Below are 16,629 nucleotides of genomic sequence, written 5' to 3'. Positions count from 1 at the left end.
TCATTGTCGTATTCTCTCAGAATGTTAAGTCTCCGACAATTTCGGGGCGGTTCACATAGTATGTCGCAGTCGTCATCTGCTAACTGGTGCCTCATGGCATGTGCTAAGCGCGACTAAATCAATCAGGCATAAAAAAAGCCGCCTTATTACCAAGATGACTTATTAATATTTTAGGGGCTTTCATCGCTTACACAAACATTAATGTTTCGGCTGTATATGTATAGTAGACGAAAAGCTTTTATTTTTAACCACTACACCTTTGGGTGCTAATGGCTCAAAGTCTTGATTAAATATCGCCCCATCTTCTGCAGGGATAATATACTGAGCTATGTAATTGGTGCCTCTGTCATCTTGAATATCAGCAAACGAGGCATAGTATTTGTTGTATTTTCCGGCATCTACAAGCTTACTTTCAACTGGCTTTATAAATTTACCATGAATCAACTCAAAAGGATTAGTAGAACCGTGCTCGCGCGCTATAAACCAATATTTTTTATATGACTCTAAATTAAGGCTTGAAATATCTACCTCAGCCAAATCGATCCAGTTAGCGCATTGCTGCTCAAACATTTTCGAACGTAAATCCTCTCCTTCAAGCCAAGCAATAGCCATGTTTGTAGCACGCTTGATTAAATGCTCTTCAATCATTGCATTACTACCGCCATCGCTAAAATCGATCATTTCTTTAGCAAACTCTAGTGAAAGCTTTTCAACATCCGCCCGATCAAATCTTTTTATCATTTATTTTTATTCCTAAGATTATTTATCGAAACACCCTAAATTTGGTTGGAATCCGCCACGCTACGAAATATATCATCAACTGTTGTCAAGGGTCAAGCAGTAACAATCTTTTGAAAATATTAGTAATGTTCGGGCCTCAAAAATCATCTAAAGGTAGGTCTATGTTGGTTACTTTCTAGCATCACTACCAATAAATAGATTGTCCTTATTTAATATAAGAATCTTTTGAGTTGGTTTTAGTTTAATATTTTTCGTAGTATTATATTAGATAGTGAATGATATTCATGTTTTTGTAAAATGAGGTGGGAGTCAAAGCTTTTGATTTCAAGGCACTTAGAATCTCAAAATCCATTAAAAATATAAAAGCAATTCATCATTCTCAAAACAAAAAAAGCCTTTCAAGCTTTATACTTCATAGCTTGAAAGGCTTTTTCGCTCGCATGTTTTTATCTAGGTAAGGATCTCAATATGGGGTTTGAAAAACTACAGCGTAGTTGCAACTAGATTTGATAAGCTTAAGCAGAGTTATGAAAATACGGTCGCTCTCGCTTGTGAGAAATTATGGTAAATAACTTTAGGTAGAAGGATAGTCATGACAAATATAAGAAACTTATTTAATGATAATTAAGCTGCGTATCACTCTTTGAGCCGGTAGTGAGAAGTCAATTGCTTTTTAACAGATGATATACGCTATATGGCGTATGCAATCATAGCCAAATAGTAAATCCGGCCATGATTGAATAATTCACTGAAATCTACATAGCTTTGAGACTATGTGCCTTAAAAATTGATTTAGGAATGTAAAATGATACTACCCAGTTCGGCTGATCAACGATTTCACTGATTTTTAGCTGTCCGGCTACGCTGCACAGGGCATAAGCTAACTCTTCGTCCATACCAGCTTTTTTATTCAGCCGATCAATCATGAAGCGAACGGCATTTTTCGCACCTTCCATAAGGTCTGGGCCCACTCCTGTGGTAACAATATACCCCTCATTATGGTTATCGCTGGCAACAGCGGGCATATCAAACATGGGGGCAGGAATACTATCGCCCTTATGCAATCTTATTGTCGCTGTAGCTGCCATCCGCGTTTCAACCGCAGTGCCACATACCTCTCCATCTCCCTGACATGCATGTGTATCACCAATGCTAAGAAGGCCGCCTGGCACCTGAACTGGTAAGTAGAGCTTAGACCCTTTTACTAGATCGCGAATATCTAGATTTCCGCCACATATGCGCGGAGGAACAATGGAGTGCGCACCAGGCTCAGCAGGTGCTAATCCGATAGTCCCTGCAAATGGTCGGAAAGGAATAACGACATCATCATGAAAATATACTGACTCATTATCATACTCTGAAATTTTCAACCATGGCTTTGTAAACTCTTCAGACAGCAAACCAAAACCAGGTATTATTCCTGTCCATCCCCAGCCACCAGGTTCGAAATCTAAAAGCTCAATTTCGATAACGTCACCTGGTTCAGAATCTTCAATAAATAGTGGGCCACAGACAGGATTTAGAGCATCCATAGGCAATCGAGTAAGAATCTCAGCCTTACTGTCACGAGTAATCAACCCTCCGCTAGCATCGAGAATATCGAATCGTCGGGTATCACCGGAACTTATAGTTTCAACAGGCTTAAGATCATGATCAAAACAATGATGAACATCATGAATCGTCTTGAATTTCATATTAAATCTCCATATTGACTTGGCGGCCACGCATTTTTGCCAAATAATAAATGCCAACGCCTATTGCAGCCCAGATGGCACCAATAATAATAGTATAGCTTTCAAAGCCACTCCATATGTATCCCACAACAGCCATGCCAAGCAACGGGCTCAAAATATGTAGAAAGAAGTTATAAGACTTTTTCTTAAGCACAAAGTAATAGATGGTACTAATATTTAGGATCAAGAAGGCTGTTAAAGCACCAATAGTGACAATAGATGTCAGCAGAGCAAGATGAGACATAAAAGCAATCGCAACCACAATAGATATCACGCTTACCAACAGCGTGCTGACATATGGTGTCTTGTAGCGGGAATGCACACGAGAAAGTGCCGATGGCAACAGGCGATCACGTCCCATACTGTAAAGAATACGCGCTGTTGCGATCTGCGCGACTAGTGAGTCCGCGATACCCCAAGCAATCGCTGTCGTTGCTGCTGTCAGCACTCCCAACCATTCGCCACCAGCGATACGAGCCGTTTCATAAAATGCAGTATCAAGGTTGTTGAACTGTTCTGGATCAGGTTGTATCAAGGCCGCAATCCACGTTTGAGCAATAAATAAGCCACCAATAATAAACAGCACTAGGAAAATCGCTTTACTTACGGCCTTACCACCCCCCTTAGCTTCTTCAGCTAAGGTAGAAATACCATCAAAACCAAGGAAACTTAGTACAGCAATAGGTACTGCAGAAATAATTAATCCCATTGAAAAGTTGTCTACATCGTAAACAGGAGCTATCGAGAACATAGCTCCGTTGACATTATTGCTAATGGCAACAACCCCTACTACCAGAAATATTGCAAGAACGATAAGTTCAGCGATTAACATCCAACGATTGAACAATGCAGTGAAGCTGATGCCACGAATATTGACGTAAGTATTAAAGATAACGAAAGCGATGATCAAGAATACTGGTGAAATCGAAGGGAAAATGTCGTGAATAGCAAGTGCGCCTACCACATAAAGCAATGCAGGTATAAGAACATAATCCAATAGCATGATCCAACCAGCGACAAAACCGACAAAACTGTTAGTTCCTTTAGAAACATACGAATACACAGAACCTGCTACAGGAAACTCTTTAGCCATCTGTGAGTAACTCACAGCAGTAAATAGCATACCTACCAGCCCTATTATATAAGCAGTCACAATCGTACCACCACTGGCGCTCATTACATGCCCGAAGATGCCGAAGGGTGCAATAGGAACGATAAAGATAAGACCGTAGATCACAAGATCTCTTAGCTCTAGTGTTCGTGAAAGCTCCTGCTTGTAGCCAAGACTTTCAAGAGTATTCTCACTCATTGATAAATTCCTTTTATTTGTAAATTCCTTTTTTAGTATTTTAAAATGCTTTTTATTTCTTCGATCAGCAAAGTAATGCTGACTTTTCCTTTAAAATAAGTAAACGCCTCTAAGTCTATGTAGGCTTTTTGGTACATTACTAATTAATTAAGTAGATATTATATTTTCTATAGACTGTTGTTCTATATTATTTTCTTCCATATCTTTTATTGAAGTTTTGTATAGAAATTTACTGGAAGCTCATACAACAACTTGCCCACTCGTAGTAGCTTGATAGCTTCACGTCTAATGTATGACATATTCGAGTAATACTAAGAAAGCGCCTGTTATCTTTGATAAAGGCGTGCTTCGCGAGCTGCTCTTTGTAGAGTTGAATTAACCCTTCTAAGTTGCATATCACTCAAAAGGATTAGTTTATGAAGACCTGCTATAGCTTCGCTCTGACTCAAGAGGATGTCTTATTAAGACGATTGTCATTCGCGAAGCTAAAATCACAGTATAACTTTTGATATTTCTCATTATTAGACATCAAATAGGTATTTAGACTGTAGGATTATTCGTAGCTTTATCACTAAAATCATTATTAGCATTTGGCTTAATATAACGCGGCATTTTTTGTCCAGTTTCTTTAGCAACAGTATGTAGCATCTGTTCAATCCAACCAGCATCCATAATAAACATAAGCGAGCCATCCTCATTGAAGTTCACATTAGCACCTTCAACCATGATGAACCCCTCTGCACCTTCATCACTTCTGAGTGTATGTGTTGACCCTGCTGGTTCAAATAAATAGCTCCCAGCTGTTTGCACATCATCTGGATACTCCAAATACATCCAAGATCCTGCTGTGGTATAAAAATGTACTATCCCCGTATGAAAATGCTCTGGCAGTTGAGTATTGGGTTCAAAACGGGCGTAAATAACCCATACCCCTGTTTCAGAGTTCAAATAAAAGGGCGTGATATGAACGCCTGGCAAGGCATTTTTTATCTCGCCTTCCTTTTTCATATTTAGCGTCAATAGATAGTCTTGAGGGGTGCCGATAGACATAATGCAATTCCTTTTGCGATATACGGGTTAATAGTCGAAGTCAGCATCAGTGTCCTTCAGATGCTGCTAGTTGTGAGCAAGTTAAGTCATGACTGCACCTGATCTCTTGCAGATACTCTATTAGTATATTCGCCTAAAACTTGCTGCCAACCACTCAAAAGAATGGTTTTTTATAAACACAATACTGAGTACAACCATCCTTTTATTATCAATATTTATGCTAATTTTAATCAATATGACTAGGGCATGTCTGATAGTAGACCCTGACAGAGATATTTCATAACTGTTTAACCTGCTTCATGGTCATATATCAGCAAAGTAAGTTTATTAGTTTATCTAGCTACTTAAATTATAGGTGTTTAATAAAAGGAATATTTCGTATGGATACGAAAGCATCAGATACATTTTCAAAAGATTTATTTGCTCATAAAGTTGTCGTTGTGACCGGAGCAACCTCAGGAATTGGACAAGCCGTTGCCATTGCCTTTGCACAAAAAGGCGCTAAAGTTTGGGCATTAGGATTAAATAGTAAGGAGGCACAGTATCCACAGCAATTGGATATTGAGTCAGTGGAATTAGATGTCACTGATGAAGATAAAGTCGCCAATTTTTTCAAAAATTTAAATCAGCTTGATGTGCTTTTTAATGGCGCGGGTATTGGCTCAACAACAGAACACGAATTACCTATGTTTAAAAAGGTTGTTGATATTAATTTAACGGCAGTTTTTCATATCAGTGAATGCGCGGCGCCACTATTGGCAAAATCATCTGGTGGTTCTATTATTAACGTCTCATCCATGTATTCTATATTTGGGTCACAACTCACGCCTGCTTACGCATCATCCAAGGGCGCAATCGATCAACTGACTAAATCTCATGCTATCTACCTTGCAAAAGATAACATTCGCGTGAATGCTGTAGCACCCGGCTGGATTGACACCCCGATGATTCAACAGTTAAAAGTATTAGACGGTTTTACCGATGGTATTATGGCAAGAACGCCTCTGGCAAGGTTTGGTAACCCAATAGAAGTGGCTAACGTGGTTTTATTTTTAGCTTCTGATGCAGCCAGTTGGATTACTGGTACCATCGTCAACGTCGATGGTGGCTATTCTATTGTTTAATATGTGAATGCTCTAAAAATAGGTCATGACCTGTTACGACTTGGCCTATTTTAAAATATACTGTTGATGTGCTTGCGCAACGGCTTGTGTTCGGGAGCGTACTTGTAATTTATGATAAATATTACGTAAATGCCATTTTACGGTGTGAATAGACAAAAAAATCTTATCGGCTATCTGTCCATCACTCAAACCCCTTTCAACCAATAATAATATTTCAATTTCGCGCTCTGATAAAACTATCATACTATTAAGATCACTCTGATTATTACTAGATAGCTGCATAGCACTTTCTATTTGAGATTGCTTATCTTTCAATGAAAAACTACCTTCTCCATAAAAATCACGACCCTCTATTTCTAGTATAGATACTATATATTTTTGGATATCAGACGATACGGCAACCTCATTTCCCTGATACTGACAAAGCTTACTCAACAGCACCAAAATTAGCGGATGCTCATCGAGTATGATTCGATGTGTTTGTGTTGATTTAAATTGTTCCAGTGCATCTAATAAGCTCTTATAAGACAGTATAGGTTGATCCAACACGTGATAGGCCATTGCCAACAATAACCTTATGCGGGCATTACGTATCACAAAGGGTAGATCAGCTTTTAGAAGTTGATTCAGCTCCACCACTACTTGCGCTACTTGCTGACTATTACCCGAAAATATCGCCTTACGATATGGTAACAGATCCAGTCCAGTCAATAATTCAGTCAACGTCAAACCACTAAGCTCACCCTCCTCTCTTTTTGATCGCTTTTTTATTTGATAATCAAGCCGATCGTTCTTATCTTCGTATTTTCCTGTCACCATTACTGGCATTATTTTCTTCAAATCTTGCTCGTCAACCCATCGTTGTATATCACTGGTTAGCCGAGGGAGCGACCATTCATCCGCTTTGCTATTGGCTTTTGAGAGATCTTGATCACTAATCTCCATCCCTGCTAAACATGCCAGCTTCAATTCTGTCAAAAAACCCAACGTAATCATATCTGTGATAACCATGTTTTCACCTTGGTCGAAATCTCTAAGTGCTTGTCTGGCATCTTCAATACGATTGCACTCATAATAAAAGCTCGCTTTTAAACTGCTTGCCACACTCAGCATCATATCGCGATTACTATCATTGGTCCCTAATTGAGCATAATCTGGACTGATACCAATGCGCTGAAATTTCTTGGTGGCTGATGATATATCGCCTAATAGCCTGTCACAAGTTGCATCAATACTATCTATATAAGTTAAGCCGTACGGATTATCATCCTTGATATAAAGGGTTCTTGATTGAAAAATTAGTGAATGAGCATGTCTGATGTTGCCATTATTAAGTTGATATAAAGCACAGATGGCCAATAACGGTGCTCTAAAAAAATACGCCTCTAGCGACAGTTGTTGAAGACCTATTTGCGCCAACTGATAAGATTTGGGTAAGTCATCAGCAATAAAAGCAGTCATTGCTGACAGTCCTAACTGCTTATCTTTATGGCTAATAAAAGTTTGGTTGTCATTATCTAACAAATAAAGCTCTTCTTGCTCAAGCACTTTTATATAGCGGGCTGCTTTATAATGTTGACGAGATAGAATCAAACCCCAAATTAAATCATATAGTAAGGCTGGATGTTGACACAGCTGACTATCAGTTAAAGACTCAGTCAGCTCTAACAAACTATAAAGCCGCCCCTCTAGTATCAAATCATGACTGACTGCTGTTAAAGCTGACAAAATCAGTGTGTTATCACCGATTAACTGTGCATGGTAGATCACCTCCAAAAACATACTATTTGTTTGATACCATTCTGCTGCTTTAGAATGAGTGGCAAAATACTTTTCTGGTGCTTGATTTTGTAGCCTTGTTTGCAGAAACTGTCTCATTAATTGGTGTATGCGAAACCACTGATACTGATCATCTATCGCTTGAATAAAAAGCCCTTGTTGACTTAAATTTTTCAGCAAGACCTGCGCATCAGTTGCACCAGTTAATGCGTGACACAAGCTGGCATTTATTTTTCTCAATACGCTAATGTTTAACAAAAGATTTTGGACATGCGCATCACATTGTAAAAATACCTGCTCCGCTAAGAAATCAGCTATTTGCCGCTGTGCACCGCTCATTTGATGTACGAGTTGGTATAAATCTTTTTCATTCGTACAGCATAAATTAATGAGCTGTATACCTGTTAGCCAACCCTCCGTTTTATCAATAAGCATTGATACCAATTCGTTATCAATCAAAGTTAAGGGGCTAGCAGCATCTACTGTCGCCTCTGATAATGACTGATTGGCTGCCATGTAGGGTGTAAGCGTGGTATTTTGTATCAAATTACTGTGTAGGTACTGCTGTAGTATATGCGTATCAAGTGCTGACAAACGCAACTCATGTGCTCTAATAATGTGGACCAATCCTTGTAGTTCACCTTTTGCAAGTGGCCAGTTTGGAAGCGCACGTGAGGCAATAACTAAATGGTAATTACTGGGTAAAAATAGGTATAGCCACCAGATAATATTCAAGCTATCAGGATTGGTTAATACCTCTAGCTCATCAATAAATAATGTATGGGAAGTTGTCGTATTAAGCTGAGACAGTAAATGATGAATATGACTCTTTGTTACTCTGTCTTCTACTAATAATTGTGCATCAGATTTCTGAGTCAATATTGTCCACAGGTATTGGTACAGACGTATAGGGTCGTTGTCATCGTTATCTAGAGTTAGCCAACCAACCGTCAGATGACGTATCTCTAGCTGTTCGCTCTGCTGTACCATAACAGTAGTTTTGCCATACCCTGCAGCGGCTTGTATCAAAACCAACCGATGAGTATTATCTCCAAATAACTGATGCAGTAGTTTGGGGCGCTCAAGCAGCCTGACTTGTTGCAGTTGTAGTCGTTCGATCTTTGTTTTTAAAATCAGCATCCTTGCCTCATTTTTTTAATAATTGGTTGCCAAATAGCTAGTAGCTCTAATGACTATGCACCACAATAGCAAGAAATACATTAACCTTAGGCTATAACATGTATCACGTATTATGCATCATGCCATCTAGCTATCATGACTCGTTGAATCGTAACATTGGTGAGTAGAAAACACACTGTAATCAAAGTGAATGAATGGTAAATCAACTTATATTGAAATCAAACAGCGCTATAATGTTAAGTATCTCTACGCATATCTGAGAGCTAAGAATTATCGTATTAGTAAAATATCTAGCAACCGATACGCTCACAATTCATCGCTTTCAATGCCTCAGAAATTCTGATAAAAGTATTAAAGTTAAAAGATTAAGGTAAATATTACGCTCTGCTTATTATAAGATTCATAAAGATCAATAGTGTTTACACAAGGAAAAAGATCATGCCAGATATTAACGTGAATGGAACTACCCTGTTTTATAACGATGAAGGTCCTAAAGACGCTCCGGTTTTGGTACTAAGTCACTCGCTGTTTTTTGATCATAAAATGTTCACGCATCAAATAGAATATCTATCTAAAACCATTCGAGTAGTGAGCTATGATGATCGGGATCAAGGGCAAAATGCCCGTTCAGAATTGAAAAGCGTCGATATGGATACTCATACCAACGATGCTATAGCATTAATTGAGGAACTCGACCTAGGACCTTGCTTTTTTGCTGGCAACTCTATGGGCGGGTTTATTGCGCTACGTTTAGCCGCTCGCCGCCCAGATTTGCTAAAAGGTTGTATTGTACTTGGATCTAGCGGTGAGCTTGAATACAAACTGGTCGATTTTTCGCCTTTGGTTGAAGGCCTAGGCGCGCAAGGTACTGAACCATTTATCGATACGCTTATGTATATCATGTTTGGCTATGACTATTTAGCAGACGCCACTCGAGCAAGTGAGCGTGAATACTGGCGTGATCATATGCTAAAACTAGGACCTGATATCGCGCGCAGTGCTAATGGCGTTATTCATCGCACTGGCATATTAGATGAGCTTAAAGGGTGCAAAGTACCTACGCTAGTATTGGCAGGCGAACAGGATCATGCGTATGAAGTACCTCTGTCAGAAAATATTACTAAAACAGTATTAGATGGCCAAATGTTTGTGATTCCGAAGGCCGGTCATTCGGTAGCACTTGAACAACCGGAAATCGTTAATAGATATATTGCAGATTTTATTTCAGCACATTCATAATGCGGACTTCATAGCAAATAGCTTGAGATTTTAGTGTTTTACTCACTTAATGGAATTTAATAAAGCATGTTTATTCATGTCATTAGTGAATTTATCTATGTGCTTGACACTTCCAACAGCTCAATGATTAGAGCAACTGCATGAACGATAATGGCTTACGTGACGGTAAAGGTAGTACGTACTTTGCTAGTCACTCCTCATTATAATCAAGCTCAATATACTTAATGATATCTTTGATGGCTATAGTACTAACTATCTCTATCAAAATAAAAAATCAGCTCTTGGCTGGGTCGTCTATTCTTAATTTCCATATTGAGTGCACAACAGACTAAATCTGCTGTCACATGCTTATTGATGGCATAGCCAACTAGCTCTTTAGTGTCGTTATCACATGGGATATTAAAAACCATCGAATGAATGGTATGGCTGGCAGGGTAGTTTTGAAATAATTGGCTTTTGCAGAATTAACTTATATGCATATATTTAAAAATTATTCGGTGTGACTACCTATAATATTACGGGTCTATAAATAGTATTTATAAATATACGAACCACTAACCAAGATATGAACATACTATATTGATGATCTATCTAAGCCTATTTATATAAGGCTTACACCACAAATTGCTAATAATAAGGTTTATCAGGTGTCTTTGTGGAAATCGGGGTTTGCAGCCTGACTCAAGTAAATCTGCCTCCGAAAAATTCGGAACGGTTCAATTCTCAGGATTAGTAAATTTCAAGCTTAAGATGTGACTTTTTCAGGAGGTCTAATGGTTACAGCTTATCTCAAATTAGGTAATATTGTCTTTACAGAGTTTCGATTAAAAAGAAATATCAAACTCTATAATTTCTTCGATAAATCTAGCTTCAATAGGTGATAAAGCACGGTGTTTATGCCAAAAGAGACGAATAGGGATATCAGCAATACCTTCGCTTGGCGGCAAACGTCTAAGCTTAGACTCTAAGTGCGTTGCGGCAATGAACTGATCAGGTAGCGCACCGATGCCATAGCCGGTATAAATCAGGCGAACCGCTTCATCTAAATTGTTGGTATAAGCACTGATACGGCCAGTAATATTATGGCTTTCTTTAAACACCGTAATTGGTGAAAGCACATCACCAATATCTTCACTACTAAAAGCTATAAAATCCTCTTTTAATAAGCTATCAAAACTCAAATCAGGTACTGAAAATAGCGGATGATGGTAGCCGCAATATAGGTAATACCGCTGAGTAAACAATAACTGCTGATTAAGATTTTCCGGGATGTGTCGAGCTAAGCAGATACCAACAGCAGGTGTCTTTTGTTTGAGGTTATTTAAAATATCCATACTTGATTTCACTGTCAAATCTAAAGTAATATTTGGATATTTTTTTTTGAAATAAACTAAAAAATCATTGTATTTTGGATTGTGGAGTCGACTGGCGACTAGTAATTTAATTTCGCCTTCTAGTAGATGCGAATTGCTACCTTTCATGGCTTCAATAGAGGTTATTTCTGTAAAAATCGTTTGTGCAACTTGAAGGCAATAATGACCAATTGGAGTGAGCTCTAACGGTTTGGTATTGCGAATAAGTAGCTGACTTTCGAGCTGCTCTTCAAGCTTTTTAAGGTTTTGACTGACTGCTGACTGGGTAATGTTTAGGCGATTAGCAGCTGCGCTAATGCTTCCCTCCTCATATATAGCTATTAACACATGAAGCAATGTCCAATTCAAGCTATCGGCTAATTTCTGTTGCAGCATAGTAGTTTCAGCACTTGTATTATAAATATATTGATAACAACTCAACATGAAAGGACTACCAAAAATAAGGAGGACTTAGTCTTTTTGATACATATTCAGCCTCTGAATTTTTAGCTCCCCTTTCATCATTGTTCTCAGCTCATAATACAATATAGCTAAGGATAACGGGGCACTATAAATGCTTATTTATTGTATGGCTTGTCATAACACCTTCTTGTCATGACAAGCTAATTAATACCTAAGGTGTTAGCTCATCAGGGTCTGTAATCACATGCAGCAATACTGTCTTGCGCTCTTTTGTGACGATTCTCAGCGCATTGGTCACACTGGTTGCGATGTCCTTGTTATTAGCGACTCGTATACCATGGGCACCAAAAGCATTGGCCAGTGCAGCAAAGTCAGGGTTTTGTAGCTGCGTACCAGACACTCGATCGGGATAATGGGCTTCTTGGTGTTGACGTATAGTACCAAATTGCTGATTGTCCATCAAAACAATTAAGACAGGGGCATCATAACGAATGGACGTTGACAATTCTGCTTCATTCATCATAAATTCGCCATCACCCGTGACCACTATCGATAAACGCTCAGGCGATTCTAATGCAGCTGCAATACCCGCTGGCAAGCTGTAACCCATCGCACCATTTCTAGTACTCAGCTGACTTGGGAAGGTGTTTGTGGGCAAATAACGCTGCGCCCATAAACAGTGATTGCCAGCACCAAAACTGTAGACAGCATCGGTAGGTAACTGCTCAGTCAACGCTTTGATAACTTGGGTCATACTGGCGTATGTCTGATCAGTATTTGTTTGCTCAATATTATTCGTTGCTACGGGTGTTTCTGGAAAAGCACAATCTTTTCTCTGTTGCTTATGACAATAATTAAACCAAGTATCACGTGAATCTGAGCTTGCCAGCGATGCTTGGCTAATCGCTTTGATAAAGCTAATAGGGCTAGCGACGATATGCTCAGTAACTGCACCACTATGACCACGCAAACTGGTATCTAAATTAACAATATAATTAGGTTTATCAAAGGACTGGCGCAATTTATACCCATCACTAGCAACGTCCCCTAATACAGTACCTATTGTTAGCACGACATCAGCTGTTTCGATTAATGCGGCACAATCATCCGAGCGTCCATAACCCAAATAACCAGCATGCGCAGGAGAATCAAAAGCCACTCTATCTGAAGCGCGCCAATCATGGATGACAGGAATGTGATTGTCCTCTGCAAACTGGGTTAACTGTTTAGAAGCTTCGGTCGTCCAATTTTGTCCCCCTGCAAAAATCAGTGGCTTTTCAGCAGTAGATAACGCATTTAATATTATATCAAGCTTGTCATTAGATATAGCACCTTCAGCAACAGGAATCACTGGATGCAATTGTCCGTGGAATTCCTGTTGGATGATGTCTTCAGGTAGTCCCACAACGACAGGACCTGGTCGTCCTTCTAAAGCAGCATGAAAAGCTTTGGCTACAATCTCTGATGCTCTTGAAACTTCATCCAATATCAGTACACGTTTACACTGACTAGAGAACCATTGATTGGGATCAAACTCTTGGAACGATTCTCGGTTTCTGTCTGCAACAGGGATAAGTCCAACGAATAATATGAGCGGCACACCATCTTGCCATGCAGTATGAATACCAGTATAAGCCTGTGCCGCGCCCGGTCCACGGGTAACCATAGCAATACCAGGCTGACCCGTAAATTTGCCATGAGCATCTGCCATGTAAGTACAGGCTGCCTCATGACGACACACCACTGTGTCAATATCAGCATTATACAACCCATCTAATACCGACAGATAACTTTCACCTGGAACGACATAGGTGCGACTGACACCGTGTAATTGCAAACTGTCTACGATTGCTTGACCACCATGGATAATGTTGCTCATTGTTAGTCCCTTAATTTTTCATTTTAATAAAAGTCTTTATTTCTTATAAGTGTCAAAACAACTTATTCAGCAGCAATGACCGTCACTTCTACTAATAGGTCAGGATGCGCCAATACTGATTCACCACAGGCTCGAGCAGGTGGTTGAGTATCTGCAAACCACTCATCCCACACATCATTCATCGCTGCAAAATCCTCCATATTTTTTAGCCAAACGGTGGCTGATAGAATTTTGGATTTATTACTACCTACTTCTTCTAATAGCTCTTGGACTTTATTTAGACATGTCAACGTTTGAGTAGCCACATCTTCATCAATACCTCCAACTTGACCTGACAAATAAATGGTCTGATTGTGAATGACAATTTGGCTCATACGTTGGTTACTATGAAGTTTTCGCATGTTGATTAATCCTTGTATGTTAGAAATAACGAAATTTAAGATTATCTCGTTAAAATAATATTATTAAGCGTTAGAAAATCGTTGAGCATTAAAAGGTTCAATATCCACTACTGTAGGTTTGTTGTGTAATAATTCTTCTATAATACGTCCAGTGATAGGTCCCAAGGTAAAGCCTTGATGACCATGTCCAAAGGCAAACCATAAATTACTATGTTTACCGGCGGCACCGATGACTGGCTTCATGTCAGGCATGCATGGTCGTGAGCCTGCCCACGCCTCTGTTTCCACTTTTTGATTTAATGGTAAAATATTTTTAGCGAAAGCCAATACAGCGTTCAACTGATCAAAGTTCTTTGGTGCATCGATGGTAGTCATTTCAGCGCCAGTTGTGACGCGAATACCTTGCTGCATCGGCCCCATGACAAAGCCTTTATCCATATCTACCAGACTGTGATTGACCGTGTTCTGTGGCGTCGTCTCAAAATGCTGATGATAGCCACGCATAGGAAATAAAGGTAAGTCATATCCCAAAGGTTTTATCAACTGGTTAGACCAAGGGCCTGCTGCAATAACCAGATCATCACTATAAAAAGTATCAAGATCAGTTATCACTTGCCAGCCATCGCCTTCAGGTCGTATTTCTTTGACCGTGCACTCACCTATTGCCCCATCTTTTTCTTGAAAGCTCTTGGCATAGGCCTTTACCAAAGCTCCAGGGTTTGATACCTGCCAAGAGTTAGACCAATGAATAGCGCCGATAAAATCATCGAAATTACCATTGGGCTCTAATTCTTTTAATTGCGCAATAGATAGAACTTTGTGCTCAATACCTTGTTGTAGTACATTTTCAGCACCTACAATTGCTGCTTTGAGTTTGTTTTCGTCTCGATGCATTTCAATCCAACCATCACGCCTGATCAAATCTTCAGCACCCGCGGCCGTAATCATCTCTTGATGTTCGCTCGTGCAATGCTCAATCAGAGTCTGCCACTCTTTTTCTATTTGCTGAACAGAAGAAGGTGCAGAGAACTGCCAGTACTTCAATAATGCCTGATGGTAACGGAAGACAGCAGACCAACGGTAGCGTATATCAGTATTTTGATTCGGTAATACTCTTATTAATTCTGCAAGATGCCTTGGAAAAGGATGCACATGAATAGCTTCTCTCTGAATCAATCCCGCATTACCATATGATGTTTCTGAACCCGGTGGCTTTTTATCTAATAATAAAACCTGAGAGTTATGACTTTGCAGATGCCAAGCAATAGATGTCCCTACCATGCCAGCACCAATAACAATCACTTCATATCGCATACTATATCCTTTTATTTCTGCTTTGCCTTTTGTTATAGCTTTGGTCGTTCAGCCATAAATATTTGACCTTTGAAAGTCTTATATAGCGCACAGAGCAGTACATACATACCGAGAATACCTAAAGCGGGATATAAGGTGCCGACCAATGTACTGAACGGAAAGAGTGAAGCCAGTAGAGATAGCACCACGACGACTATAGTCAAAATACGAAACTTTGATGTTTCTGTATCAGAATCAAAGAAGCGAATAACGAAACCATAAAGGTTGGATACCGCTGTCGTAAATACTGCAACAACGAGCACTACACTAAATAATAATCCTGTCATTGGACTAATACCACGTGCTATCTCTAAAAATGGAAGCTCATAACTCATGACGTTTTCAAGATTCGATAAGAGCGCCATAATAATGAATAGTAAGCAAATACCCAATGTCATACCACCGATGACACCGGCCATTCTGACTGTTTTTAGATTTGGCTCTTTATTACCAATTGAGGCAAAAGTAGATACGCCTGGAATGACATTGTATGAGACATAAACGATCGCTGACGTCCACCAAAAAGACGTGGCTGTGTCGGGCTGAAGCGTTTGAATAGTGGCATCAACAGTGGCTAATTGGTCAGAGTAATTAGTGAAGGTAATGACAGAGATGACAACCACGGCCAAAATCATTAACGGGGAAATAATCCCTAACGCTCTAACAGAAGATGTAAAACCAAATATGACGGTTGACAAGGTCATTATAGCAATCAGTATCTTGCCAGCAACGGACGGTAAACCCCAGTATTGTTCGATAGCCGCACCACCACCCGAAAACATAATACTAATGACGCCGAACATAAAAAACAAAAGAATATAATCGGCAAAAAAACCTATTTTTTTGCCACATAAGTAGTTAAGAACCACACGGTGGCTATTGGTTTTAAGCTGATGACCCAACTCCATAAACACCGTACCGTACCATGCCAGCATGATCATCGTAATCACAGCACCCAGCATACCGATAAAACCGTAACCTGCAAAGAATTGCAGCACCTCTTGCCCACTTGCGTATCCAGCACCAATGACAGCCCCAACATACACACCGGCATAACTGATCGCCTTAATAATTGAAACACTCATATGAAACATCCCTGTTGTTGT

12 protein-coding genes and 2 pseudogenes are annotated in these 16,629 nt (G+C 39.5%); 3 read left to right on the top strand and 11 right to left on the bottom strand.

Features of this window, described 5'->3' with window-relative positions:
- Positions 1 to 198 precede the first annotated feature (198 nt).
- Positions 199 to 741: a hypothetical protein gene (locus IOD06_RS00180; RefSeq protein ID WP_194618430.1), complete on the bottom strand. Its 543-nt coding sequence runs from the start codon at positions 739 to 741 to the stop codon at positions 199 to 201.
- A 475-nt stretch (positions 742 to 1,216) separates the two neighbouring features.
- On the opposite strand from IOD06_RS00180, the pseudogene IOD06_RS00175 reads away from it, so the two are divergent.
- Positions 1,217 to 1,309 (top strand): annotated as a pseudogene (locus IOD06_RS00175) (IS5/IS1182 family transposase); the annotation flags it as partial.
- Positions 1,310 to 1,496: 187 nt separating this feature from the next.
- Here IOD06_RS00175 and IOD06_RS00170 read toward each other — a convergent pair.
- From IOD06_RS00170 to IOD06_RS00160, 3 genes are all read right to left on the bottom strand, one after another.
- Positions 1,497 to 2,435, bottom strand: a complete 939-nt coding sequence (locus tag IOD06_RS00170) for an acetamidase/formamidase family protein (RefSeq protein ID WP_194618429.1) — start codon at positions 2,433 to 2,435, stop codon at positions 1,497 to 1,499.
- A 1-nt stretch (position 2,436) separates the two neighbouring features.
- On the bottom strand, positions 2,437 to 3,783 hold the full coding sequence (locus IOD06_RS00165; RefSeq protein ID WP_194618427.1) for an APC family permease: 1,347 nt from the start codon (positions 3,781 to 3,783) through the stop codon (positions 2,437 to 2,439).
- Positions 3,784 to 4,323: 540 nt separating this feature from the next.
- Positions 4,324 to 4,833: a 2,4'-dihydroxyacetophenone dioxygenase family protein gene (locus IOD06_RS00160; protein ID WP_194618425.1), complete on the bottom strand. Its 510-nt coding sequence runs from the start codon at positions 4,831 to 4,833 to the stop codon at positions 4,324 to 4,326.
- A 380-nt stretch (positions 4,834 to 5,213) separates the two neighbouring features.
- On the opposite strand from IOD06_RS00160, the gene IOD06_RS00155 reads away from it, so the two are divergent.
- Positions 5,214 to 5,957 carry an SDR family NAD(P)-dependent oxidoreductase gene (locus tag IOD06_RS00155; protein ID WP_194618423.1) on the top strand — a complete coding sequence of 248 codons (744 nt, stop codon included), beginning with the start codon at positions 5,214 to 5,216 and terminating at the stop codon, positions 5,955 to 5,957.
- 45 nt (positions 5,958 to 6,002) lie between these two features.
- On the opposite strand, the gene IOD06_RS00150 is transcribed toward IOD06_RS00155, so the two are convergent.
- Positions 6,003 to 8,876, bottom strand: coding sequence for a LuxR C-terminal-related transcriptional regulator (locus IOD06_RS00150; protein ID WP_194618421.1), 2,874 nt, complete (start codon positions 8,874 to 8,876; stop codon positions 6,003 to 6,005).
- Between the two features lie 438 nt (positions 8,877 to 9,314).
- On the opposite strand from IOD06_RS00150, the gene IOD06_RS00145 reads away from it, so the two are divergent.
- On the top strand, positions 9,315 to 10,115 hold the full coding sequence (locus tag IOD06_RS00145; RefSeq protein WP_194618419.1) for an alpha/beta fold hydrolase: 801 nt from the start codon (positions 9,315 to 9,317) through the stop codon (positions 10,113 to 10,115).
- Between the two features lie 251 nt (positions 10,116 to 10,366).
- Here the strand turns inward: IOD06_RS00145 and IOD06_RS00140 are convergent.
- The 6 genes and pseudogenes from IOD06_RS00140 to IOD06_RS00115 form a co-directional block, all read right to left on the bottom strand.
- Positions 10,367 to 10,495 (bottom strand): annotated as a pseudogene (locus tag IOD06_RS00140) (IS3 family transposase); the annotation flags it as partial.
- Positions 10,496 to 10,939: 444 nt separating this feature from the next.
- Positions 10,940 to 11,911 carry a LysR family transcriptional regulator gene (locus tag IOD06_RS00135; RefSeq protein WP_194618417.1) on the bottom strand — a complete coding sequence of 324 codons (972 nt, stop codon included), beginning with the start codon at positions 11,909 to 11,911 and terminating at the stop codon, positions 10,940 to 10,942.
- 190 nt (positions 11,912 to 12,101) lie between these two features.
- Positions 12,102 to 13,769, bottom strand: a complete 1,668-nt coding sequence (locus IOD06_RS00130; protein ID WP_194618415.1) for a thiamine pyrophosphate-dependent enzyme — start codon at positions 13,767 to 13,769, stop codon at positions 12,102 to 12,104.
- A gap of 62 nt (positions 13,770 to 13,831) precedes the next feature.
- On the bottom strand, positions 13,832 to 14,170 hold the full coding sequence (locus IOD06_RS00125; protein WP_194618413.1) for a RidA family protein: 339 nt from the start codon (positions 14,168 to 14,170) through the stop codon (positions 13,832 to 13,834).
- 63 nt (positions 14,171 to 14,233) lie between these two features.
- Complete coding sequence (locus tag IOD06_RS00120; RefSeq protein WP_194618411.1) at positions 14,234 to 15,484, bottom strand: FAD-binding oxidoreductase; 1,251 nt, start codon at positions 15,482 to 15,484, stop codon at positions 14,234 to 14,236.
- A 32-nt stretch (positions 15,485 to 15,516) separates the two neighbouring features.
- A complete protein-coding gene (locus tag IOD06_RS00115) occupies positions 15,517 to 16,608 on the bottom strand; it encodes a beta-carotene 15,15'-monooxygenase (protein WP_194618409.1) in 1,092 nt (363 codons plus the stop codon).
- Between the last annotated feature and the right edge of the window lie 21 nt (positions 16,609 to 16,629).

This window comes from Psychrobacter sp. N25K4-3-2 (genome assembly GCF_015351755.1).
Taxonomy (GTDB): domain Bacteria; phylum Pseudomonadota; class Gammaproteobacteria; order Pseudomonadales; family Moraxellaceae; genus Psychrobacter; species Psychrobacter glaciei.
This window is presented reverse-complemented; position numbering and strand designations above follow the sequence as displayed.